We start from the raw sequence: 21,688 nt of genomic DNA, 5'->3' as shown, positions 1-21,688 counted from the left end.
CCCGGGTGGCTCAGGGCCGGCCCAGGATGCGGGCGACTGTGGCCACGTTGTGGGCCAGGTGCAGCGGGTTGATGGTGCCGACGATGGCACTGTTCACACCCGGGTGGGCAAACAGCAGCTCGAAGCTGGCCTGCACTGGGTCGACCCCGGGGGCCAGGCAGACATGCCCGCTGGCCAGGGCTTTCTTCACCAGGATGGCCTTGCCGTGCTCGGCAGCGTAGTCCAGCACCGGGCGCTCCGCCTGCTCGTTGAGGTTGTAGGTGACCATGGCGCAATCGCCCTGTTCCAGGGCTTTCAGGCCACCGGCAACGGTTTTGCCAGAGAAACCATAGCCGAGAATCTTGCCCTCCTGCTTGAGTGCGGCAAGGGTTTCATAAACCGCTTCGTGCTCGAGGATCGCCAGGTCGTTGCCATCGGAGTGCACCAGCACCAGCTCGATGCGGTCGGTTTCCAGGCGCTTGAGGCTGCGCTCCACCGAGCGGCGGGTGTGCGCGGCGCTGAAGTCGAAGCGCGATTGGCCGTCGTCGAATTCTTCACCGACCTTGCTGACGATCACCCATTCGTCGCGCTGGCCGCGCAGCAGCGGGCCCAGGCGCTCTTCGCTACGGCCATAGGCGGGCGCGGTATCGAGCAGGTTGATGCCCAGCTCGCGGGCTTGCGCGAGCAGCAGGGCAGCGGCGGTGTCGTCGGGGATGGTGAAACCGTTGGGGTATTTCACGCCCTGGTCGCGGCCGAGCTTGACCGTGCCCAGGCCCAGTGGCGAAACACGCAGGCCGGTGCTGCCCAGTGCGCGGTGATGGTCGTGCAGGGTCGGCAGGCTCATGGCAGCAGTTGCTCCCAGGCCGGCACGCCCAGTGGCGGGCGTGGCAGGTCGGTGAGGTCGGGGCGGGCGGCCGGGCGGATGCCGTCGCGCTCGAGGCTGGCCAGCACGCGGTCGGTCAGGTCCGGCGCCAGGGCCAGTTTGGTCGGCCAGCCTACCAGCAGGCGCTGCTGCTCGGCGAGGAAGGCGTTGTCTGGGCGCACCAGGCCTGATTGCCCAGGTTCGGCACGGTCGATGCGCAGCGTGGCCCAGCGGATCAGGCTCTGATCGACCCAGGGCAACAGGCCGGCGACTTCTTTTTGCGCGGCGGCAATCTGCGCGGCCGGTTCGCGGGCGACGCCGTCGGCTTCGGCGAGGTCGCCACCGAGGTACCACACCCACTGGCCGTCGGCCGCCGGGTGGGTGGTGACGGTGATGCGCGGTTTGGGCCCGCCGCCCAGGCAGTGGGCATACAGCGGCTTGAGGTTCGGGCCTTTGGCCAGAACCATGTGCAGGGGACGGCGCTGCATGGTCGGCTGGTTCAGGCCTAGGGCGTGCAACAGGTCCTCGGTGCCGCCACCGGCACTGAGGACGATGCGCTGGGCGCGGATTTCGCGGCCATCGACGTTCAGCCCGACCAGTTCGTCGCCCTCGCGCAGCGGTTCGATACGCTCGCCGGCCAGCAGGCTGTCACCGGCCAGCTGCGCCAGGTTGACCAGCAGGCTGGGGACGTCGATGACCAGTTCGGCCAGGCGGTACACCTTGCCCTTGAAGGCGCGGTCCTGCAGGGCCGGCGGCAATTGCTCGCCCTTGACCTGGTCGACCCGGCCGCGCACGGCCTTGCTGGCGAAGAAGCTGGTGAGGTTGCCGGCCAGGGTGCCGGGGGACCAGAGGTAGTGGGCATCGGACAGCAGGCGGGTGCCGGTCAGGTCCAGCTCGCCCGTGCCGGCGAGGGCTTCGCGCCAGCGCCGCGGCATGTCGGCGATGGCCTCGGAGGCGCCGGTCAGGGCGCCGTGCAGGGCGTACTTGGTGCCGCCGTGGATGATGCCTTGCGACTTGATGGTCTGCTCGCCGCCTAGGCTGGCGCGTTCTACCAGTACGGTCGAATAACCCTGCTTGCGCAGGCGGGCATTGAGCCAGAGGCCGGCGACCCCGGCACCGACGATCAGCACGTCGGTGGAAATGGCGGATGGCATGCGGGCACCTCTAAAGCTGGGACAGGTGCGCAGTATACAGGCCCCCGCCAGGCACAGGTGCCCTGTGGATCAATGCCCGGCGGTGTTGGAAAACACCTGGATCACCACCACCCCGCCGACGATCATGGCCATGCCCAGCATTGCCGGCACATCCAGCTTCTGCCCATAGATCACCAGCGCGGCGACGCTGATCAGCACGATGCCCAGCCCCGACCAGATGGCGTAGGCGATGCCCACCGGGATGCTGCGCACCACCAGGGTGAGCATCCAGAACGCCACGCCATAGCCACAGATCATCAGCAGCAGCGGCAACGGCGTGCTCAAGCCCTTGACCGCTTTCATGGAAGCAGTGGCGATGACTTCGGCGCAGATGGCGATGGCGAGATAGGTATAGGCGTTCATGGTTCGTTTCCTCCGTTGCTGGTCGGGCATTCTAGGGAAAGCTGGGATGGGGTAAAGTCATTACCTATCTGTAATGGAGATAGGCTGGCCATGACCGAACACTGGAACCTGGAGCAATTGCGCCTGTTCGTGCGCACCGCCGAACTGCGCTCGTTCTCCGCCGTGGCGCGCGAGCAACGCAAGGCGCAATCGGCGGTGAGCACCGCCATTGCCCTGCTTGAGACGGACCTGGGTGTGACCCTGTTCGAGCGCAGCAGTGGCCGCCAGCCGCGTCTGACCGAAAGCGGCGCGGCCTTGCTGGAAGACGCCCGTGAACTGCTGCGCCAGTGCGAGCGCCTGGATGGCCGGGCGCTGGCCCTGATGCGCGGCCAGGAAGCCTTGCTGCGGGTGGCCCAGGATGAGGCGATGCCCTATCAGCCGGTGATCGACAGCCTCGACGAACTGGCCGCCCACTACCCCTTCCTGGAGGTGCAGCTGGCCAGCGGCGCCCAGGGCGATGTGGCGCGCAAGCTGGTGGAGCGACGTGCCGATCTGGGCCTGTTCTTCCACCACGAAAGCATTCCCTCCTCGCTGGAGCGGCGCGCCCTGGGCAGCGTCGAGATGGTCACCGTGTGCGCCATCGGCCACCCGTTGGCAGGGCAGGGCAAGGTCAGCCGCCAGCAACTGGCACGTCATCGCCAGTTGCTGATCACCCCACAGCAGAGCGGTTACCCAGGCGGCGAGGCGATCAGCCCGCAGGTCTGGCGTGCCGACAGCTTCTACGCCATGGCCGAACTGCTGATGCGCGGCCTGGGCTGGGCCTGGTTGCCGCGCCACGTGGTGCAGTACCCCACCTACCAGGCACAAATGGTCGAGCTGGACAGCGAGTGGCGCCCGCCCGCGCTGGTGGCCGAGCTGGCCTGGCGCCGTGACGAGCCGCTGGGGCCGGCGGCGCAATGGTTGGCCGAGCGTTTTGCCGTGCACCTGCGTGCGATCGGGTAAACTCCGCCGCCATGAACAGAACCCTCTACTCCCTGCTGTTTCACCTGGGCCTGCCGCTGGTCGCGCTGCGCCTGTTCCTGCGCGGGCGCAAGGCGCCGGCGTATCGTGCGCGCATCAATGAGCGCTTCGCCTGCAAGCTACCGCCGCTGAAGCAGGGCGGGATCTGGGTGCATGCGGTGTCGGTGGGCGAGAGCATCGCCGCCGCGCCTTTGGTTCGCGCGCTGCTCAAGCAGTATCCGGACCTGCCGATCACCCTGACCTGCATGACCCCGACCGGGTCGGAGCGCATCCGCGCGATGTTCGAAGGCGAGCCGCGGGTCCAGCACTGCTACCTGCCCTATGACCTGCCATGGGCGGCCGGGCGCTTCCTCGACCATGTGCGCCCGAAGCTGGGCATCATCATGGAAACCGAGCTGTGGCCGAACCATATCCACCAGTGCGCCAAGCGCGGCATCCCGGTGGCGCTGGCCAATGCGCGGTTGTCCGAGCGCTCGGCGCGTGGTTATGCCCGCTTTGCCGGCCTGACCCGGCCGATGCTCGAGGAAATGAGCCTGATCGCCGTGCAGACCGAGACCGAGGCCGAGCGCTTTCGCAGCCTTGGCGCGCGCAGCGAATGCGTGCAGGTGACGGGTTCGATCAAGTTCGACCTGAAGATCGATGAGCAACTGCTGCCCCGCGCCCGGGCGTTGCGCGAGCAATGGGGGGCGACGCAGCGCCCGGTGTGGATCGCCGCCAGCACCCATGACGGTGAGGATGCGCTGATCCTCGAGGCGCATCGGCAACTGCTCCAGGTGCACGGCGATGCGCTGCTGATCCTGGTGCCGCGCCACCCCGAGCGGTTCAATGCGGTACATGCCCTGTGCAGCGCCGGGTTCGCCACGGTGCGCCGTTCCACCGGGGAGGCGGTTCAGGCCCAGACCCAGGTGTTGCTGGGCGACACCATGGGCGAGCTGCTGTTCCTCTATGCCCTGGCCGACATTGCCTTTGTCGGTGGCAGCCTGGTGGCCACCGGCGGGCACAACCCGCTGGAGCCCGCAGCGCTGGCGTTGCCGGTGCTGATGGGGCCACATGTATTCAACTTCCTCGAGATCAGCGCGATGCTGCGTGAGGCGGGGGCGTTGCAGCAGGTGGACGATGCCGAGGGGCTGGCCGGCGCGGTGCGCCGCTTGGTCGAACTGCCGCAGGATGCCCGACGCATGGGCGAGGCGGGCAGGGCGGTGATGCAGGCCAATCAGGGCGCGTTGCAGCGGTTGCTGGATGGGTTGGCGCAGTTCATTCGCTGACAGGCTCACTGGCCTCTTCGCGGGTAAATCGCAGCGGCGAACCGCCGCTCCCACAGGTACACCACTGGCCTTGAGCCTTGCGATGTACCTGTGGGAGCGGCGGTTCGCCGCTGCGATTTACCCGCGAAGGGGCCAGCGCCGATATCAAGGCCTGCGTTCGAAGTTCTTCGCCGCCGCCGCCGCCAGGTCCGGTGGCAGGAAGTCCTTGTCGGGGTTGTAGTCGGCCTTCAGGTACCGCCCCAGGTCCTGCAGATCCTGCGGGCTCAACGTCCCCGCCGCCTGCTTCAGGCGCAGGTTGTCGAGGATGTAGTCATAGCGGCTGTTGTTGTAGTCGCGCACCGAGGTGTACAGCTGGCGTTGGGCATCCAGCACGTCGACGATGTTGCGGGTACCCACCTGGTAGCCGATTTCGGTGGCCTCCAGCGCACTCTGGTTGGAGATGATCGACTGCTTGCGCGCCTGCACCTGCTCCACGTCGGTGTTCACCGCGCGGTGCAGGTTGCGGGTGTTCTCCACCACCTGGCGGCGCAGGCTCTCGCGCTGCTGCTCGCTCTGGCTCAGGCGCTGGTAAGCCTCGCGCACTTGCGAGCTGGTCAGCCCGCCGCTGTAGATCGGAATGTTCAACTGCAGGCCGACGCTGGTCTGCTCCACATCGCCACCGTAACGGATGCCGTTCTGCGAGGGATTGGTGAAGCCCAGGCTGTCGTTGTCGCCCTTCTGGTACTTGGCCACCGCATCGAGGGTCGGCGCGTGGCCGGCCTTGCGCTGGCGCAGGGTCTCTTCGGCGGCATCGACCGCGTGGTTGGTGGCCAGCAGGTTGAGGTTCTGGCGCCCGGCGGTTTCGACCCAGGCCTTGGCGTCGTTGGGGGTCGGCACCTGTATCGGCAGGGTGTGGACCACGCCCTGGATCGAGCTGTACTGGCGGTTGGTCAGGGTGATCAGTGCCTCGAAGGCGTCCTGCACCTGGCGCTCGGCGATGATCCGGTTGGCCCGGGCGGTGTCGTAGCTGGCCTGGGATTGCAGCACGTCGGTCTTGTCCGAGAGGCCGACGTCGAAACGCTCGTTGGACTGGTCCAGCTGGCGCTTGAACGCGGCTTCCTCGGCTTTGGTCGAGGCCAGGTTGTCCTGGGCGCGCAGCACGCTGAAGTAGTTCTCGGCGGTTTGCAGGATCAGGTTCTGCTCGGTGGCCGACAGCTCCAGCGCGGCCTGCTCGTTGACGGCTTCGGCGGCTTGCAGCTGGAACCAGCGATCGGCGCGGAAGATCGGCTGGGCCAGGGTGGCGCTCCAGGAATTGCCGCTGCGGTTGGAGGTGATCGACGGGTCGTCGATCTTGGTGCGGGTGTTCATCATTTCGGCACCGGCCGACAGGTTGGGCAGCAGGCCGGCGCGGGCCTGCGGCACCACTTCGCGGCGGGCGCCGTAGTCGGCGCGGGCGGCGGCCAGGTCGGCGTTGTTGTCGACCGCTTCCTGGTAGACGCTGACCAGGTCGGTCTTGACCGTGGTGGGCGTATCCACTGCCCACGCCACTCCGTGGGTCGCACAAGACACGGCAATCGCCAGTGAGAGTTTGCGCAGCATAGGGCAATCCTTGATCAAGATTTAATTACTGTACTGTCGGGTATCGAGCGGTGCGCCAGTGTAGTGCCACGCGCAGGCATCAACAATCCACTGTTTGTGCCATTTGTCATGCCCCCAAATACCTGCTTGGCTTTGCCGACCACTCCAGCTTAGACTGCGCAGGTTCTTGTCGGGGTGCCTTGATGCAAAGGCTGAGATCGCAAAGTTGCGGATCCCGTTGAACCTGATCAGGTTAGCGCCTGCGTAGGGAACAAGATTGCTCTCACTTCCCGGGAGCCTCTTGTGCCAGGTCCGGGATCGTCACAGCTGCATGCAGCTCATGGCACCCCATATCCGGCACTGCACTCGTCACCACGAGTGCGTCCGCGCCTTTCAGGTTCACCCCGACATTCCGCCCGCTAGGAAGCTGTCTGGAGAGCCTGTGATGAGCAAACAAGAAAAAATTATCAGCCTGAGCGAGTCGGCCCAAGTCGACCAACAGTCCGTACAACCCCTGCCCAATTCGCGCAAGGTCTACGTCGAAGGTTCGCGCCCCGACATCCGCGTGCCCATGCGTGAAATCAGCCTGCACGACACCCCCACCGACTTCGGCGGCGAAAAGAACGCCCCGGTGCTGGTGTATGACACTTCCGGCCCGTACACCGACCCCAACGTCGTCATCGACGTGCGCAAGGGCCTGGGCGATGTGCGCTCGGCGTGGATCGACGCCCGTGGCGACACCGAGCGCCTGGAAGGCCTGAGCTCCAACTTCGGCCAGCAGCGCCTGAACGATGCCGAGCTGACCAAGCTGCGCTTTGCCCATGTGCGCAACCCGCGCCGCGCCAAGCCCGGCGCCAACGTTTCGCAGATGCACTACGCCCGCCAGGGCATCATCACCGCCGAGATGGAATACGTTGCCATCCGCGAGAACATGAAACTGCAGGAAGCCCGCGCCGCCGGCCTGTTGAGCCAGCAGCACGCCGGCCACAGCTTCGGTGCCAACATCCCGAAAGAGATCACCCCCGAGTTCGTCCGCGACGAAATCGCCCGTGGCCGCGCGATCATCCCGGCCAACATCAACCACACCGAACTCGAGCCGATGATCATCGGCCGCAACTTCCTGGTGAAGATCAACGGCAACATCGGCAACAGCGCCCTGGGCTCCTCGATCGAGGAAGAAGTGGCCAAGCTGACCTGGGGCATCCGCTGGGGTTCGGACACGGTCATGGACCTGTCCACCGGCAAGCACATTCACGAAACCCGCGAGTGGATCATCCGCAACTCGCCGGTACCGATCGGCACCGTGCCGATCTACCAGGCCCTGGAGAAGGTCAATGGCGTTGCCGAAGACCTGACCTGGGAGCTGTTCCGCGACACCCTGATCGAGCAGGCCGAGCAGGGCGTGGACTACTTCACCATCCACGCCGGCGTGTTGCTGCGCTACGTGCCGCTGACCGCCAAGCGGGTCACCGGCATCGTCAGCCGCGGCGGTTCGATCATGGCCAAGTGGTGCCTGGCGCACCACAAAGAGAACTTCCTGTACACGCACTTCGACGAGATCTGCGAAATCATGAAGGCCTACGACGTCAGCTTCTCGCTGGGCGACGGCCTGCGCCCGGGCTCGATCGCCGACGCCAACGACGCCGCCCAGTTCGGTGAGCTGGAAACCCTCGGCGAGCTGACCAAGATCGCCTGGAAGCACGACGTGCAGTGCATGATCGAAGGCCCGGGCCACGTGCCGATGCAGCTGATCAAGGAGAACATGGACAAGCAGCTGGAGTGCTGCGACGAGGCGCCGTTCTACACCCTCGGCCCGCTGACCACCGACATCGCACCGGGCTACGACCACATCACTTCGGGCATCGGTGCGGCGATGATCGGCTGGTTCGGTTGCGCCATGCTCTGCTACGTCACGCCCAAGGAGCACCTGGGCCTGCCGAACAAGGATGACGTCAAGACCGGCATCATCACCTACAAGATCGCCGCGCACGCCGCCGACCTTGCCAAGGGCCACCCGGGCGCGCAGATCCGCGACAACGCGCTGTCCAAGGCGCGCTTCGAGTTCCGCTGGGAAGACCAGTTCAACCTCGGCCTGGACCCGGACACCGCGCGCTCGTTCCACGACGAGACGCTGCCCAAGGAGTCGGCCAAGGTCGCGCACTTCTGCTCGATGTGCGGGCCGAAGTTCTGCTCGATGAAGATCACCCAGGAAGTGCGTGAGTATGCCGCGAAGATCGACAGCGTCGATGTGACGGCCGAGCAGGGCATGCGCGAGCAGGCCGAGCGGTTCCGCCAGGAAGGCAGCCAGCTGTACCAGAAAGTGTAAGTAGAGGACGGGGCCGCTTTGCGGCCCTTTCGCGGCACAAGGCCGCTCCTACAGGGACCGCGCCGACCTTGAGCACGCGGGGTTCCTGTAGGAGCGGCCTTGTGCCGCGATACGAGGACGCAGTCCTCGCCCACAACACCCACAATAATTCCGGCGAGCGCCACCATGACCACACCCAGCCACTTCTCCCCCGACCACCCGGTCCCCCTCCATCACCGCCAGTTCGGCGCCCGCGACCTGTTCTCGCTGTGGTTCTCCCTCGGTATCGGCCTGATGGTCCTGCAGGTCGGCGGGCTGCTGGCCACGGGCCTGGGCCTGGCCGGGTCGATCCTGGCGATCACCCTGGGCACGGCGGTGGGCGTGTTGCTGCTGGCGGCGGCCGGGGTGATCGGCAGCGACACCGGCCTGTCGGCCATGGCCACCCTGCGGCTGTCGCTGGGCCGCCATGGCGCGCGCTTGCCGGCGCTGCTCAACCTGCTGCAGCTGGTGGGCTGGGGCTCGTTCGAGATCATCGTCATGCGCGATGCCGCGAGCCTGCTGGGCGCGCGAACCTTCGGCGAGGACAGTGGCTGGAACAGCCCGCTGCTGTGGACGTTGTGCTTTGGCGCCCTGGCCACCTTGCTGGCGGTCAGCGGGCCCTTGGCGTTCGTGCGCAAGGTGCTGCGCAAGTGGGGGATCTGGCTGCTGCTCGGCGCTTGCCTGTGGTTGACCTGGAACCTGTTCGCCAAGGCGGACCTGGCCGAGCTGTGGCGCCGTCCGGGTGACGGGTCGCTGTCGCTGGCGTTGGGCTTCGATATCGTCATCGCCATGCCGCTGTCGTGGCTGCCGTTGATCGCCGACTATTCGCGTTTCGGCAAGCGCGCCAGCCGGGTGTTCGGCGGTACCGCGCTGGGCTTCTTCATTGGCAATGCCTGGCTGATGAGCCTGGGCGTGGCCTACACCCTGGCCTTCGCCCCGAGCGGCGAGGTGAATGCACTGCTGCTGGCCCTGGCTGGCGCCGGGCTGGGTATTCCGCTGCTGCTGATCTTGCTCGACGAGTCGGAGAATGCCTTTGCCGATATTCACTCGGCAGCGGTTTCAACCGGCCTGCTGGTGAAAATGAAGGTCGAGCACCTGGCGCTGGCCATCGGCGTGCTGTGCACCCTGATCGCACTGCTGGCGCCCTTGGCCCAGTACCAGAACTTCCTGCTGTTGATCGGCTCGGTGTTCGCGCCGCTGTTCGGCGTGGTGCTGGTGGACCACTTCGTGGTCCGCCGTCGGCGCCTGCCGGCGCTGGTCGACGGGCTGCATTGGCGGGCGCTGCTGGCCTGGGCGGTGGGCGTGGCGGCCTACCATGTCATGGCCAATCAGGCGCCGGAGCTAGGGGCGACCCTGCCGGCACTGCTGCTGGCAGGGGTGTTGCACGGGCTGCTGTCGATCAGCCGCGGCCGGGAAACAGCTCGGGCCTGATCACGCCGTTGAGGCGCGGGTAGGGGATCTTCAGCTCGACGTGGCCCATGGAGTAGGGCGCGATGGCATAGACCTCGTACTTCACGATCACCGCGCCGTAGGTCAGGGCAATGTGCGGCGACTGCTTGAACGGCCAGGTCTTGACGAACTCGGGGTCCTTGTCCACGCCGGTGCTGATCTGCCAGGCGCGGTGGGACTCCTCGACGGTCTTCCAGAAGGTCTCTTTCTGGCCGGGCACCAGCATGTCGTCCAGGGTCAGCACCTTGTCCAGCTTGCGCGAGTAGTTGATGAAGCCGCGCCCGGGCATGCCGTGGGCGCCGCCGCTGTCGAGGTAGCTGGACAGCTCGACGATCACCAGCCCGTCATGCTGCTCGCGTACCTTGGCTTGCAGGTAGCTGCTGTTGCGCTTGTCGGCGCGGGCCAGGTACTGCTGCTCATAGGCCTGCAGCGAGGCTGGCGGGGTACCGCGCTGGTTGTCCTCGGTCAGTTGCAGCAGGCGTTTTTCAACGATGGCGTCGAGCTTGGGCAGCGCCGGGAAGTGCACGGTGTCGATGTTCACCAGCGGGCAGTCGCTCTCGCTGCAGCCGGGTTTTACGTGCTCCCAGGCGTCGCGCTTGACCTCGAGCGGTGCCCGGTAGTTGGGCGTGAACAGGCTCTGGCAGGCGCTCAGGGCGACTGCCAGCACGGCCACGGAAGTCAGTTTGACTAGCGTCATGATGATCCTTGCACAACGGTGATGATCGGCCTTGGACCGCCTGCGCGGCCTTCAGTTCGCCACTAAGCTAACAGAGAGCGTAGCGCCTGTCCCGAGTGCCCGAACGGTCGCCACAAAGGGATGAAACCGGGCGGCGCGCAGAGTAGGATTGCGCGATGCGGTAAACGAGGTAATGAGGAGTTTGCATGACGGACACGTTGAATTCGCTGCCCAGCCAAGTCGAGATCGCGAAGCGCGAGCAGTTGTTCAAGGGCTTCTACAAGCTCGACAAGCTGCACCTGCGCCATGAACTGTTCGCCGGGGGCATGAGCCGTGAGTTCACCCGCGAGCTGTTCGTGCGCCATGACGCGGTCTGCGTGTTGCCCTACGACCCGCAGCGCGACGAAGTCGTGCTGATCGAGCAGTTCCGGGTGGGCGCCATAGGCAAGGTGGCCAATCCGTGGCTGATCGAGATGGTGGCCGGCCTGATCGACAAGGACGAACAGCCGGAAGAAGTCGCCCATCGCGAGGCCGATGAAGAAGCTGGCCTTACCTTCAGCGCGCTGTGGCCGATGACCTGCTACTTCCCGTCCCCGGGCGGCAGCGATGAATACGTTCATCTGTTCCTCGGCCGTTGCGTCAGTGAAGGGGCCGGTGGCCTGCATGGCCTGGAAGAAGAGAGCGAGGATATCCGCGTGCGGGTGTGGGCGTTCGAGGATGCGCTGCAGGCGGTGCGCGACGGGCGCATCTGCAATGCCGCGACGATCATCGGCCTGCAATGGCTGGCGCTCAACCGTGACGAAGTACGAGGTATGTGGAAGTGAACCTGCTGCGCGAGCGTTATCGAGTCGACCTGGTCGGGCTGCAGACGGCCTGCGAGGCCAACTACGCCCGCCTTATGCGCCTGCTGCCGGAGATGCGCACCACGCAAAGCTCGCGGCGCATCGGCATGACCCAGGGCGACCAGATGCTCGGCGTGCTGGTGCTCGAAGTGCTGTTGGCCTGCCCCTATACCACCACCCTGCGGGTGCGTCAGGAGCACAGCCTGCCGTGGTTGCCGGTGCCCGAGCTTGAGGTGCAGGTGTATCACGACGCGCGGATGGCCGAAGTGGTCAGCGCCGAGCATACCCGCCGCCTGCACAGCATCTACCCGTACCCCAACACGGCGATGCACCAGCCCGACGAGAAGGCCCAGCTCAACCTGTTCCTCGGCGAATGGCTCAGCCACTGCCTGGCCTGTGGTCACGAACTGGCGACCGTGCGCTGAAATGTGACGCCCGTCGGCTTCGAGTATTTGCTCCAAAGCGATCCATCGCCATAATCCGTGCTGAATCCGTTCGAGGAGACGGCCGTTGCCGCAAGCACTTTTCGCAGAGTCACCCGTTCATGTGGTGCAACTGACCGATGCCCACCTGTTCGCCGATCCCGCTGGGACGCTGCTGGGGCTCAATACCCGCGACAGCCTTGAACATGTGGTGGCGCAGGTGCGCCGGGAGCAGCCGCGCATAGACCTTTTGCTGTGCACGGGGGACCTGTCCCAGGATGCCAGTGTGGCCTCCTATGAAGCATTCCGCGGGCTGACCGCCGGGTTCGGTGCGCCGGCACGCTGGTTGCCGGGCAATCATGACGAAGCCCAGGTAATGGCCAAGGTGGCGCCGGAGCTGATCACGGCGGTGACCGATATCGGCGCCTGGCGCATCGTGATGCTCGATTCGGCGGTGGTCGGTGCCACGTTCGGGCTGCTGGCTGAAGACCAGCTGGCCACGCTGGATCAGGCGTTGGCCACTGCCGATGAGCGTCATTGCCTGGTGTGCTGCCACCACCAGCCGGTGGATATCGGTTGCGCGTGGATGGCGCCAATCGGGTTGCGTAATGCTGACCAGCTTCAGCTGCGCATAAAAAGTTATCCACAGGTGAAAGCGCTGCTCTGGGGGCATGTTCACCAGGAATGGGACCAGGTGCGCGAGGGCGTGCGCTTGCTGGCCACGCCCTCGACCTGCATTCAGTTCGCGCCGGGCAGCGAGGACTTCCAGGTGAGTGAAGAGCAGCCGGGGTATCGCTGGTTGCGTTTGCATGCCGATGGGCGGTTGGAGACCGGGGTGGAGCGGGCGCGGGATTTTGTGGTGAAGCTGGATTTCGACAGCCCGGGCTACTGAGTCCAAGCGGGATACGGGGCCAATCCTGTGGGAGCGGCTTTAGCCGCGAAGCAAGCGACGCGGTGGATGGCACCGGCTTTGCCGGTGTTCGCAGCTAAAGCCGCTCCCACAGTGTCCGTGTTGAATCACAAGCCGCGGCGCGCATTTGAAGAATGTGTTGCGAAAATCTCTGCACTGAACCAATGCTCCTCGAACAGGCTACACTGCGCGTCTTTGCGTCCGGGGGCAGCATGTCGGGTTCCATCCTTTATATCCATGGCTTCAACAGCTCGCCGCTGTCGAAGAAGGCCCGCCAACTCGAGGCGGTCATGCAGCAGATCGGCCTGGCTGAGCAACTGCGCGTCCCAGCCCTGCATCACCACCCGCGCCAGGCCATCGCGCAGCTGCAGGCGGCCATCGGCGAGCTCGGCGCGCCCTTGCTGGTCGGCAGCTCGCTGGGCGGCTACTATGCCACCCACTTGGCCGAGCGCCACGGCCTCAAGGCCCTGCTGATCAACCCGGCGGTCGCCCCGCACCGGTTGTTCGATGGTTATCTCGGTACCCAGCGCAACCTGTATACCGACGAAGCCTGGGAGCTGACCCACGACCACGTGCAGGCCCTGGCCGAGCTGGAAGTGCCTGCCCCGCTGGATGCCAGCCGCTATCAAGTGTGGTTGCAGACCGCCGATGAAACACTGGACTATCGCCAGGCCGAGCGCTATTACCGAGCCTGTGCCCTGCGCATCCAGGCCGGCGGCGACCACAGCTACCAAGGCTTCGCCGAACAGCTCCCGGCGCTGCTGAGCTTTGCCGGTATTGCCCGTGGGCAGTATGCGGCGTTGGACTTTTCTGTACTTTGAGCTTTTTGCATTCACCTGACTGACGACGAGACCCCATGGCCAATCCCAGCGCTAGCGCCTATAACGCAGACGCCATCGAAGTCCTCTCGGGCCTTGACCCGGTCCGCAAACGCCCGGGCATGTACACCGACACCAGCCGGCCGAACCACCTGGCCCAGGAAGTCATCGACAACAGTGTCGACGAAGCCCTGGCTGGCCACGCCCGTTCGGTGCAGGTGATCCTGCACGCCGACCACTCGCTGGAAGTGTGCGACGACGGCCGCGGCATGCCGGTGGACATCCACCCCGAAGAGGGCGTGTCCGGTGTCGAACTGATCCTCACCAAGCTGCATGCCGGCGGCAAGTTCTCCAACAAGAACTACCAGTTCTCCGGCGGTTTGCACGGCGTTGGTATTTCGGTGGTCAACGCCCTGTCCACCCAGGTGCGGGTGCGCGTGAAGCGCGATGGCAACGAGTACCAGATGACCTTTGCCGACGGCTTCAAGGCCAGCGAGCTGGAAGTGGTCGGCACCGTCGGTAAGCGCAACACCGGCACCAGCGTGTACTTCACGCCTGATCCCAAGTACTTCGACTCGCCCAAGTTCTCCATCAGCCGCCTCAAGCACGTGCTCAAGGCCAAGGCCGTGCTGTGCCCGGGGCTGTCGATCAGCTTCGAAGACAAGGGCACCGGCGAGAAGGTCGAGTGGCACTACGAGGACGGCCTGCGTTCCTACCTGGTTGACTCGGTCAGTGAATACCTGCGCCTGCCCGACGAGCCGTTCTGCGGCAGCCTGGCCGGTAACAAGGAAGCGGTCGACTGGGCCCTGCTGTGGCTGCCGGAGGGCGGCGACAGCATCCAGGAAAGCTACGTCAACCTGATCCCCACCGCCCAGGGCGGCACCCACGTCAACGGCCTGCGCCAGGGCCTGCTGGATGCCATGCGCGAGTTCTGCGAGTTCCGCAACCTGCTGCCGCGTGGGGTCAAACTGGCTCCGGAGGACGTCTGGGAGCGCATCAGCTTCGTCTTGTCGATGAAGATGCAGGAGCCGCAGTTCTCCGGCCAGACCAAGGAGCGCCTGTCGTCCCGCGAAGCGGCGGCGTTCGTCTCTGGCGTGGTCAAGGACGCGTTCAGCCTGTGGCTCAACGCCCATCCCGAGTTGGGCATGCAGCTGGCCGAACTGGCCATCAGCAATGCCGGCCGCCGCCTGAAGGCGAGCAAGAAGGTCGAGCGCAAGCGCGTCACCCAGGGGCCGGCGCTGCCGGGCAAGCTGGCTGACTGCGCAGGCCAAGACCCGATGCGCGCCGAGCTGTTCCTGGTCGAGGGTGACTCCGCCGGTGGTTCGGCCAAGCAGGCGCGGGACAAGGAGTTCCAGGCGATCCTGCCGCTGCGCGGCAAGATCCTCAACACCTGGGAGGTCGATGGCGGTGAAGTGCTGGCCAGCCAGGAAGTGCACAACATCGCCGTGGCCATCGGCGTCGATCCGGGTGCCACCGACCTGACCCAGCTGCGCTACGGCAAGATCTGCATCCTCGCCGACGCCGACTCCGACGGCCTGCACATCGCCACCTTGCTGTGCGCGCTGTTCGTCCAGCATTTCCGCCCGCTGGTCGAGGCCGGTCACGTCTACGTGGCCATGCCGCCGTTGTACCGCATCGACTTGGGCAAGGAGATCTACTACGCCCTCGACGAAGCCGAGCGTGATGGCATCCTTGATCGCCTGGTCGCCGAGAAGAAGCGCGGCAAGCCGCAGGTCACCCGATTCAAGGGGCTGGGCGAGATGAACCCGCCGCAGCTGCGCGAAACCACCATGGACCCGAACACCCGGCGCCTGGTCCAGCTCACGCTCGACGACCTGGCGGGTACCACCGAGATCATGGACATGCTGCTGGCCAAGAAGCGCGCCGGTGACCGCAAGAACTGGCTGGAGACCAAAGGCAACCTGGCCGAGGTCCTGGTTTGATTCGTCCGCTCCTGGCATTTTGCCTGGCGTTGTCGATGTTGCCGGCCCTGGCGCAGGACTGGCCGGAGCTCAAGCTCACCCGCGAGCACCCGGTCGACGGCATGCGTGGCGGTAACCTGTCCGGCCTGGCGGTGTGCCGCGGGGCGTTGTGGGCGGTGTCCGACCGCGACGACGACCGCATCTATCGCCTCGACCAGGGCGATAGCAGCTGGCGCGCCGAAGCGCTGCTGTTCACCCCGCCCGCGGCGCCGGACACCGGCCTGCCGTGGGGGCTGAAGTCGCGCAACTGGGCCGCATCGTTCGTTCGTGGCGGGGCGCTGGACTTTGAAGGGATCGCCTGTGATCAGGCCGGTAATTTCTATGTCGTCAGCGAAGCGCACGCGGCGGTGCTGCAATTGCCAGCCTCGGGTGAACCGAACTGGTTGAAAATCGATCAGTCGATGGTCCGCCAGGCCCGTGCCAGCGGCATGCTGCTGCACTTCAATGCGTTGTTCGAAGGCCTGGCGGTTAATCCGGCGGGCGACCGCCTGTGGCTGGCCGCCGAGCGCGAGCGCCGTGGCCTGCTTTCGGTGCAGCGCCAGCAAGCGGTATGGGCCTGCGGGCGCAGTTGCGTGATGTTCAGCGAGGCCGGCGTCGAGATGCAGCCAGCCCAGTTCCCGGGGGCACGCGCCCTGTCGCGGGACTTCGCCGACCTGGCGCTGTTCGACGGCAAGCTGTTCACCCTGGAGCGCAATGCCTACCGCATTTGCCGGCGGGATGCCGACAGCGGCGCGGTCGAGCGCTGCTGGTCGTTTGCCGCCGACGCGTTGCTGGCGCCCCGTCAGTACGATCAACCCTATGGCCTTGCCGAAGCGCTGGTGATCGACAAGGACGGCGCCTGGATTGGCGTGGACAACAACAATGGCGTGCGCGCCGATGGTGAAGCGCGGCCGATCATCTGGCGCTTCGCCGCGCCACAGGGCGGCTGGAGCGGCAAACCATGAGTCAGGCACCGGGCAAACGTGCGGGCAGGGTGCTGATGGTGCTGGCCTGGGCGGCGGCGATGTTCCTCGCCACGCGTTTTTTCGGCGAGTGGGAAGCGCGCCAGGAAAACCCGAACAGCGAAGTGCAGAGCACCCAGGGCGATGGTTTCGTCGAAGTGCGCCTGCTGAGCAACGGCCAGGGGCATTTTGTCGCCGATGGCGCGATCAATGGCCGGGTGGTGCATTTCATGCTCGACACCGGGGCCACCGACGTGGCCATCCCCGAGGCGCTGGCCCGCGACCTCGATCTGGCCCGGGGCGCGCCCGTGACGCTGAGCACCGCCAATGGCCGCACGGAAGGTTACCGCACCCGTATCGACAGCCTGCTGCTGGGCGATATCCACCTGCGCGACGTGCGCGCCCTGGTGGTGCCCGGCCTAGACGGCCAGGCCGTGCTACTGGGCATGAGCGCCCTCAAACAACTTGAATTTACCCAGCGCGGCGGCACCATGCTGCTGCGCCAGAACCTGAAATGACGAGGCCCGCATGAGCGACTCACTCGAACTCAGCCTGGACGGTGTCGAACGCCGCTCCCTGGCTGACTTCACCGAACAGGCCTACCTCAACTACTCCATGTACGTGATCATGGACCGCGCGCTGCCGCACATCGGCGACGGCCTCAAGCCGGTGCAGCGCCGTATCGTCTATGCCATGAGCGAGTTGGGGCTCGATGCCGATTCCAAGCACAAGAAGTCGGCGCGTACCGTCGGTGACGTGCTCGGCAAGTTCCACCCCCACGGCGATTCGGCCTGCTACGAAGCCATGGTGCTGATGGCCCAGCCGTTCAGCTACCGCTACACCCTGGTCGACGGCCAGGGCAACTGGGGTGCGCCGGACGATCCGAAGTCGTTCGCCGCCATGCGTTACACCGAGGCGCGCCTGTCGCGTTACTCCGAAGTGCTGCTCAGCGAGCTGGGCCAGGGCACGGCCGATTGGGTGCCGAACTTCGACGGCACCCTGCAGGAGCCGGCGGTATTGCCGGCGCGCCTGCCGAATATCCTGCTCAACGGTACCACCGGCATCGCCGTGGGCATGGCCACCGATGTGCCGCCGCATAACCTGCGCGAAGTGGCCAGTGCCTGCGTGCGCCTGCTCGACGAGCCCAAGGCCACCCTTGAGCAGCTGTGCGAACACATCCAGGGGCCGGACTACCCGACCGAGGCCGAGATCGTCACCCCACGCGCCGACATCCTCAAGATGTACGAGAGCGGCAAGGGCTCGATCCGCATGCGTGCGGTGTACCGCGTCGAAGACGGCGATATCGTCGTCACCGCGCTGCCGCACCAGGTCTCCGGGGCCAAGGTGCTGGAGCAGATCGCCGCGCAGATGCAGGCCAAGAAACTGCCGATGGTCGCTGACCTGCGCGACGAGTCGGACCACGAGAACCCCTGCCGCATCGTCATCATCCCGCGCTCCAACCGCGTCGATGCCGCCGAGCTGATGCAGCACCTGTTCGCCACCACCGACCTTGAGAGCACCTACCGGGTCAACGTCAACATCATCGGCCTCGACGGCCGTCCGCAGCTCAAGAGCCTGCGTGCCTTGTTGCTGGAGTGGCTGGAGTTCCGCATCGGTACCGTTCGCCGCCGCCTGCAGCACCGCCTGGACAAGGTCGAGCGCCGCCTGCACCTGTTGGAAGGTTTGCTCAAGGCGTTCCTCAACCTGGATGAAGTGATCCACATCATCCGCACCGAAGAGCACCCGAAGCAGGCGCTGATCGAGCGTTTCGAGCTGACCGAGATCCAGGCCGACTACATCCTCGAAACACGCCTGCGTCAGTTGGCGCGCCTGGAGGAGATGAAGATCCGTGGCGAAACCGACGACCTGCTCAAGGAGCAGAAGCGCCTGACCACGCTGCTGGGCAGCGATGCCAAGCTGCGCAAGCTGGTACGCAGTGAACTGATCGAGGATGCCGAAACCTACGGCGACGACCGTCGTTCGCCGATCGTCGAACGGGCCGAAGCCAAGGCCCTGTCGGAAAACGAGCTGATGCCGACCGAGCCAGTCACCGTGGTGCTGTCGGAGAAGGGCTGGGTGCGCTGCGCCAAGGGCCACGACATCGATGCCACGGGGCTTTCGTACAAGGCCGGCGATGGCTTCAAGGCCGCTGCCGCCGGGCGCTCCAACCAGTTTGCCGTATTGATCGACTCCACCGGGCGCAGCTACTCGGTGGCTGCCCACAGCCTGCCGTCCGCCCGTGGCCAGGGCGAGCCGTTGACCGGCCGCCTGACGCCGCCGCCGGGCGCTACCTTCGAGTGCGTGCTGCTGCCCGATGACGATGCCCTGTACGTGGTGGCGTCCGACGCCGGCTACGGCTTCGTGGTCAAGGGTGAAGACCTGCAGGCCAAGAACAAGGCCGGCAAGGGCCTGCTGAGCCTGCCAAACGGTGCCAAGGTCATGACCCCGCGCCCGGTGGCCGACCGCGAGCAGGATTGGCTGGCCGCGGTGACCACCGAAGGGCGCCTGCTGGTGTTCAAGGTCGCCGACCTGCCGCAGCTGGGCAAAGGCAAGGGCAACAAGATCATCGGCGTGCCGGGCGACCGGGTGGCCAGTCGTGAAGAATATGTCACCGATCTTGCGGTGGTCAGCGAGGGGGCGACCCTTGTTTTGCAGGCTGGCAAGCGTACCCTGTCTCTGAAACCGGACGACCTCGAGCATTACAAGGGTGAGCGCGGTCGCCGTGGTAGCAAATTGCCACGTGGTTTCCAGCGTGTCGATGCACTGCTGGTGGAAACCCCGGCATAAGCGGGTAGCACGTCTGCAGCGGCGCTTTCGGCGCCGTTGCAGGCGGAAATGCTGGAGTCGGGCCGCTATTTCGCGGATGATAGTGCACTTGTGGCGCCGGCGTGGCCGAGTGCCCGGATGAATTTACGTGAGTATCACTGCGGTCAGTCTTGAGGCGACCGCCTGGATGGGATGAATGAAATTTCTGCGCCTTCCATTTGCGCTGTTGATGACCGGGCTGCTGGGCCTGAGCGGGTGCAGCATGCATCAGCCGGTCGCCTTGTATCAGCTCGACAGCGGTGACCCTGGCCAGCCTTCGCAGGCGGCGGGCATGGCGGTGGTGCTTGGCCCTGTTTCGGTGGCCGACTACCTGCAACGCGAAACCTTCCTGCAGCGCCAGACCGACGGCAGCCTGACTGCGGCGACCGACGGGCGTTGGGCCGGTAGCCTTTCGTCGGACATCGATCAGTTGCTGGTGCGCCAGCTGGCCTGGCGTCTGGACAGCCAGCGCGTGGTGCTGGCGCCCGCCAGTGCCGGTTTCACCCCGGACGTGCAGGTGCTGCTGACCATCACCCGCCTGGATTCGGGCAAGAACCAGCCGGCGATCCTGGATGCGCAATGGCGTGTACTGGACCGTCGTGGCCAGGTGCGCGACAACCGCATCGTTCACCTTGAGCAGCCGCACCAAGGCAGCGAATCGGCCCAGGTGCAGGCCCAGGGGCAGTTGTTGCAGAAGCTCGCCGAGCAGCTCAGTAACACGGTCAAACCATTGGCCAACCAGCCGGCCATCGCCGAGGAAGCGCCCCGCAAGCAGGCGGCGCCGGTACAGGTGAAGAAGGAGCCGGAGAAGTCGAAGATCCCGATGGCTTCACCGATCCGCACCGATATGGAAGTCTATCGGTTCTGATCCGCCAGCCATGAAAAAGCCCGCAGCGATGCGGGCTTTTTTATTGCCTCGGTCTTCGCCGGCACGCCGGCGAAGGGGTGCCAATCATCAGCTGCGCGCGTCGCGATCGCGCAGGCCCAGCAGGTACAGCACGCCATCGAGCCCCAGCGTGGAGATGGCCTGCTTGGCCGACTGGCGCACCAGCGGCTTGGCGCGGAACGCCACACCCAGCCCGGCCAGCGACAGCATTGGCAGGTCGTTGGCGCCATCGCCCACGGCGATGGTCTGCTCCAGCTGCAGCCCCTCTTCAGCAGCCAGCTTCTGCAGCAGTTCAGCCTTGCGCTGCGCGTCGACAATCGGCTCGACGGCAACACCGGTCACCTTGCCATCGACCACTTCCAGCTCGTTGGCGAACACGTAGTCGATGCCCAGGCGCGCCTGCACCTGCTTGGCGAAGTAGGTGAAGCCACCGGAGAGAATGGCGGTCTTGTAGCCCAGGCGCTTGAGCTCGGCGAACAGGTGTTCGGCACCCTCGGTCAAGCGCAGCGACGCGCCGATCTGGTCGAGTACGCCAACGTCCAGGCCCTTGAGCAGCGCCATGCGCTCCTTGAAGCTGGCGCGGAAATCCAGCTCGCCACGCATGGCACGCTCAGTGATCTCCGCCACCTGCTCGCCCACGCCAGCGGCCTTGGCCAGCTCATCGATCACTTCGGCCTCGATCAGCGTGGAGTCCATGTCGAACACGGCCAGGCGGCGGTTGCGACGGAACAGGTCGTCGCGCTGGAAGGCGATGTCGATGTTCAGTGCTTCGCACAGGGCAAAGAAGTCGGCACGCAGGGCCTGGGCATCGGTTGGTTCGCCACGCGCGGAAATCTCCAGCGCGGCCTTGCCGTTATCGGCATCGGCATCCAGCGCCACACGGGCGGACAGGCGCTCGATGCGCTCGATGGTCAGGCCGTACTGGCTGATGATCGCGCTGACCCGCTGCAGCTGCTCCGGGGTGACCCGGCGGCTGAGCAGGGTGATGATATGGCGCGCCTCGCCCTGGCTGTCGGCCCAGTGCTGGTAATCGGCTTCGGAGATCGGCGTGTAACGCGCCTGCAGGTTCAGCTCGTGGGCCTTCGATTGCACGCTTTGCAGCAGCCCGGTGGCGACCTCGTTGTCGGGAATGTCGACCAGGATGCCGAACGACAGCGTGCCGTGCATCACCGCCAAACCAATGTCGAGAATGTTCACACCGCCCTGGAGCAGGACGCCGGTGATGGCAGCGGTAAGACCCGGACGGTCTTCACCAGTGATGTTGATCAGGACGATTTCGCGCAAGACCGGGCTCCGACTTCGATGAAAAATGCGCATTCTACCGATTTTCCGTGACCATCGGGCGCCAACGATACTTTGCCGACAAAACTCTGCTCGCTATACTGCGCAGCACTT

Annotated in this window: 19 protein-coding genes and 1 riboswitch; of the genes, 13 read left to right on the top strand and 6 right to left on the bottom strand. The window is 65.6% G+C overall.

The genetic code is table 11. The features are described from left to right. Positions 1-10: 10 nt before the first annotated feature. From LOY51_RS24480 to LOY51_RS24470, 3 genes are all read right to left on the bottom strand, one after another. Entirely contained in the window at positions 11-823 is an 813-nt protein-coding gene (locus tag LOY51_RS24480) for an aldo/keto reductase (RefSeq protein ID WP_125465783.1), read from the bottom strand. Next, positions 820-1,995, bottom strand: a complete 1,176-nt coding sequence (locus tag LOY51_RS24475; RefSeq protein ID WP_258643423.1) for an NAD(P)/FAD-dependent oxidoreductase — start codon at positions 1,993-1,995, stop codon at positions 820-822. The genes LOY51_RS24480 and LOY51_RS24475 overlap by 4 nt, the downstream gene beginning before the upstream one ends. Before the next feature lie 69 nt (positions 1,996-2,064). Next, positions 2,065-2,397, bottom strand: coding sequence for a DMT family transporter (locus LOY51_RS24470; RefSeq protein WP_011535981.1), 333 nt, complete (start codon positions 2,395-2,397; stop codon positions 2,065-2,067). A gap of 90 nt (positions 2,398-2,487) precedes the next feature. Between LOY51_RS24470 and LOY51_RS24465 the strand changes: the two genes are divergently transcribed. Both LOY51_RS24465 and waaA read left to right on the top strand, forming a co-directional pair. Then, positions 2,488-3,378: a LysR family transcriptional regulator gene (locus tag LOY51_RS24465; protein WP_125860690.1), complete on the top strand. Its 891-nt coding sequence runs from the start codon at positions 2,488-2,490 to the stop codon at positions 3,376-3,378. Positions 3,379-3,389: 11 nt separating this feature from the next. Beyond that, positions 3,390-4,661, top strand: a complete 1,272-nt coding sequence (gene waaA / locus LOY51_RS24460; RefSeq protein WP_258643422.1) for a lipid IV(A) 3-deoxy-D-manno-octulosonic acid transferase — start codon at positions 3,390-3,392, stop codon at positions 4,659-4,661. 144 nt (positions 4,662-4,805) lie between these two features. Here the strand turns inward: waaA and LOY51_RS24455 are convergent, their stop codons facing one another. Continuing rightward, positions 4,806-6,239, bottom strand: a complete 1,434-nt coding sequence (locus LOY51_RS24455) for a TolC family outer membrane protein (RefSeq protein ID WP_125465779.1) — start codon at positions 6,237-6,239, stop codon at positions 4,806-4,808. Between the two features lie 160 nt (positions 6,240-6,399). Next, positions 6,400-6,506: riboswitch (TPP riboswitch) on the top strand. A gap of 157 nt (positions 6,507-6,663) precedes the next feature. On the opposite strand from LOY51_RS24455, the gene thiC reads away from it, so the two are divergent. Beyond that, positions 6,664-8,544, top strand: coding sequence for a phosphomethylpyrimidine synthase ThiC (gene thiC, locus LOY51_RS24450; RefSeq protein ID WP_258643420.1), 1,881 nt, complete (start codon positions 6,664-6,666; stop codon positions 8,542-8,544). A gap of 165 nt (positions 8,545-8,709) precedes the next feature. Beyond that, a complete protein-coding gene (cytX, locus tag LOY51_RS24445) occupies positions 8,710-9,993 on the top strand; it encodes a putative hydroxymethylpyrimidine transporter CytX (RefSeq protein WP_258643418.1) in 1,284 nt (427 codons plus the stop codon). Here the strand turns inward: cytX and LOY51_RS24440 are convergent. Continuing rightward, on the bottom strand, positions 9,962-10,708 hold the full coding sequence (locus tag LOY51_RS24440; RefSeq protein WP_110996471.1) for an RsiV family protein: 747 nt from the start codon (positions 10,706-10,708) through the stop codon (positions 9,962-9,964). The two genes, cytX and LOY51_RS24440, sit on opposite strands and share 32 nt — an antisense overlap. 185 nt (positions 10,709-10,893) lie before the next feature. Between LOY51_RS24440 and LOY51_RS24435 the strand changes: the two genes are divergently transcribed. From LOY51_RS24435 to LOY51_RS24395, 9 genes are all read left to right on the top strand, one after another. Then, positions 10,894-11,511, top strand: coding sequence for an NUDIX domain-containing protein (locus LOY51_RS24435; RefSeq protein ID WP_125860684.1), 618 nt, complete (start codon positions 10,894-10,896; stop codon positions 11,509-11,511). Continuing rightward, a complete protein-coding gene (locus LOY51_RS24430; protein WP_110996469.1) occupies positions 11,502-11,954 on the top strand; it encodes a DUF1249 domain-containing protein in 453 nt (150 codons plus the stop codon). The genes LOY51_RS24435 and LOY51_RS24430 overlap by 10 nt, the downstream gene beginning before the upstream one ends. Positions 11,955-12,039: 85 nt before the next feature. After that, positions 12,040-12,843: a 3',5'-cyclic-AMP phosphodiesterase gene (gene cpdA, locus LOY51_RS24425; protein ID WP_258643414.1), complete on the top strand. Its 804-nt coding sequence runs from the start codon at positions 12,040-12,042 to the stop codon at positions 12,841-12,843. 230 nt (positions 12,844-13,073) lie between these two features. Next, positions 13,074-13,682 carry a YqiA/YcfP family alpha/beta fold hydrolase gene (locus LOY51_RS24420; protein WP_258643412.1) on the top strand — a complete coding sequence of 203 codons (609 nt, stop codon included), beginning with the start codon at positions 13,074-13,076 and terminating at the stop codon, positions 13,680-13,682. Positions 13,683-13,717: 35 nt separating this feature from the next. Continuing rightward, a complete protein-coding gene (gene parE, locus LOY51_RS24415; protein ID WP_110996466.1) occupies positions 13,718-15,622 on the top strand; it encodes a DNA topoisomerase IV subunit B in 1,905 nt (634 codons plus the stop codon). Continuing rightward, positions 15,619-16,605, top strand: a complete 987-nt coding sequence (locus LOY51_RS24410; protein ID WP_258643409.1) for an esterase-like activity of phytase family protein — start codon at positions 15,619-15,621, stop codon at positions 16,603-16,605. The genes parE and LOY51_RS24410 overlap by 4 nt, the downstream gene beginning before the upstream one ends. After that, on the top strand, positions 16,602-17,120 hold the full coding sequence (locus LOY51_RS24405) for a retropepsin-like aspartic protease family protein (RefSeq protein WP_125860677.1): 519 nt from the start codon (positions 16,602-16,604) through the stop codon (positions 17,118-17,120). Before LOY51_RS24410 ends, LOY51_RS24405 begins: the two co-directional genes overlap by 4 nt. Positions 17,121-17,130: 10 nt before the next feature. Next, on the top strand, positions 17,131-19,389 hold the full coding sequence (parC, locus tag LOY51_RS24400) for a DNA topoisomerase IV subunit A (RefSeq protein ID WP_258643407.1): 2,259 nt from the start codon (positions 17,131-17,133) through the stop codon (positions 19,387-19,389). 175 nt (positions 19,390-19,564) lie between these two features. Then, the gene (locus LOY51_RS24395) at positions 19,565-20,275 is read left to right on the top strand and encodes a PqiC family protein (protein WP_110996462.1); all 711 of its coding nucleotides are present in this window, start codon (positions 19,565-19,567) and stop codon (positions 20,273-20,275) included. An 87-nt stretch (positions 20,276-20,362) separates the two neighbouring features. On the opposite strand, the gene serB is transcribed toward LOY51_RS24395, so the two are convergent. Further along, positions 20,363-21,577, bottom strand: a complete 1,215-nt coding sequence (gene serB, locus LOY51_RS24390; RefSeq protein WP_258643405.1) for a phosphoserine phosphatase SerB — start codon at positions 21,575-21,577, stop codon at positions 20,363-20,365. Positions 21,578-21,688: the final 111 nt, after the last annotated feature.

It is taken from the genome of Pseudomonas sichuanensis (genome assembly GCF_024749065.1).
Taxonomy (GTDB): Bacteria; Pseudomonadota; Gammaproteobacteria; order Pseudomonadales; family Pseudomonadaceae; genus Aquipseudomonas; species Aquipseudomonas sichuanensis.
The sequence above is the reverse complement of the archived record's forward strand: the minus strand, read 5'-3'. Positions and strand labels throughout refer to the sequence as shown.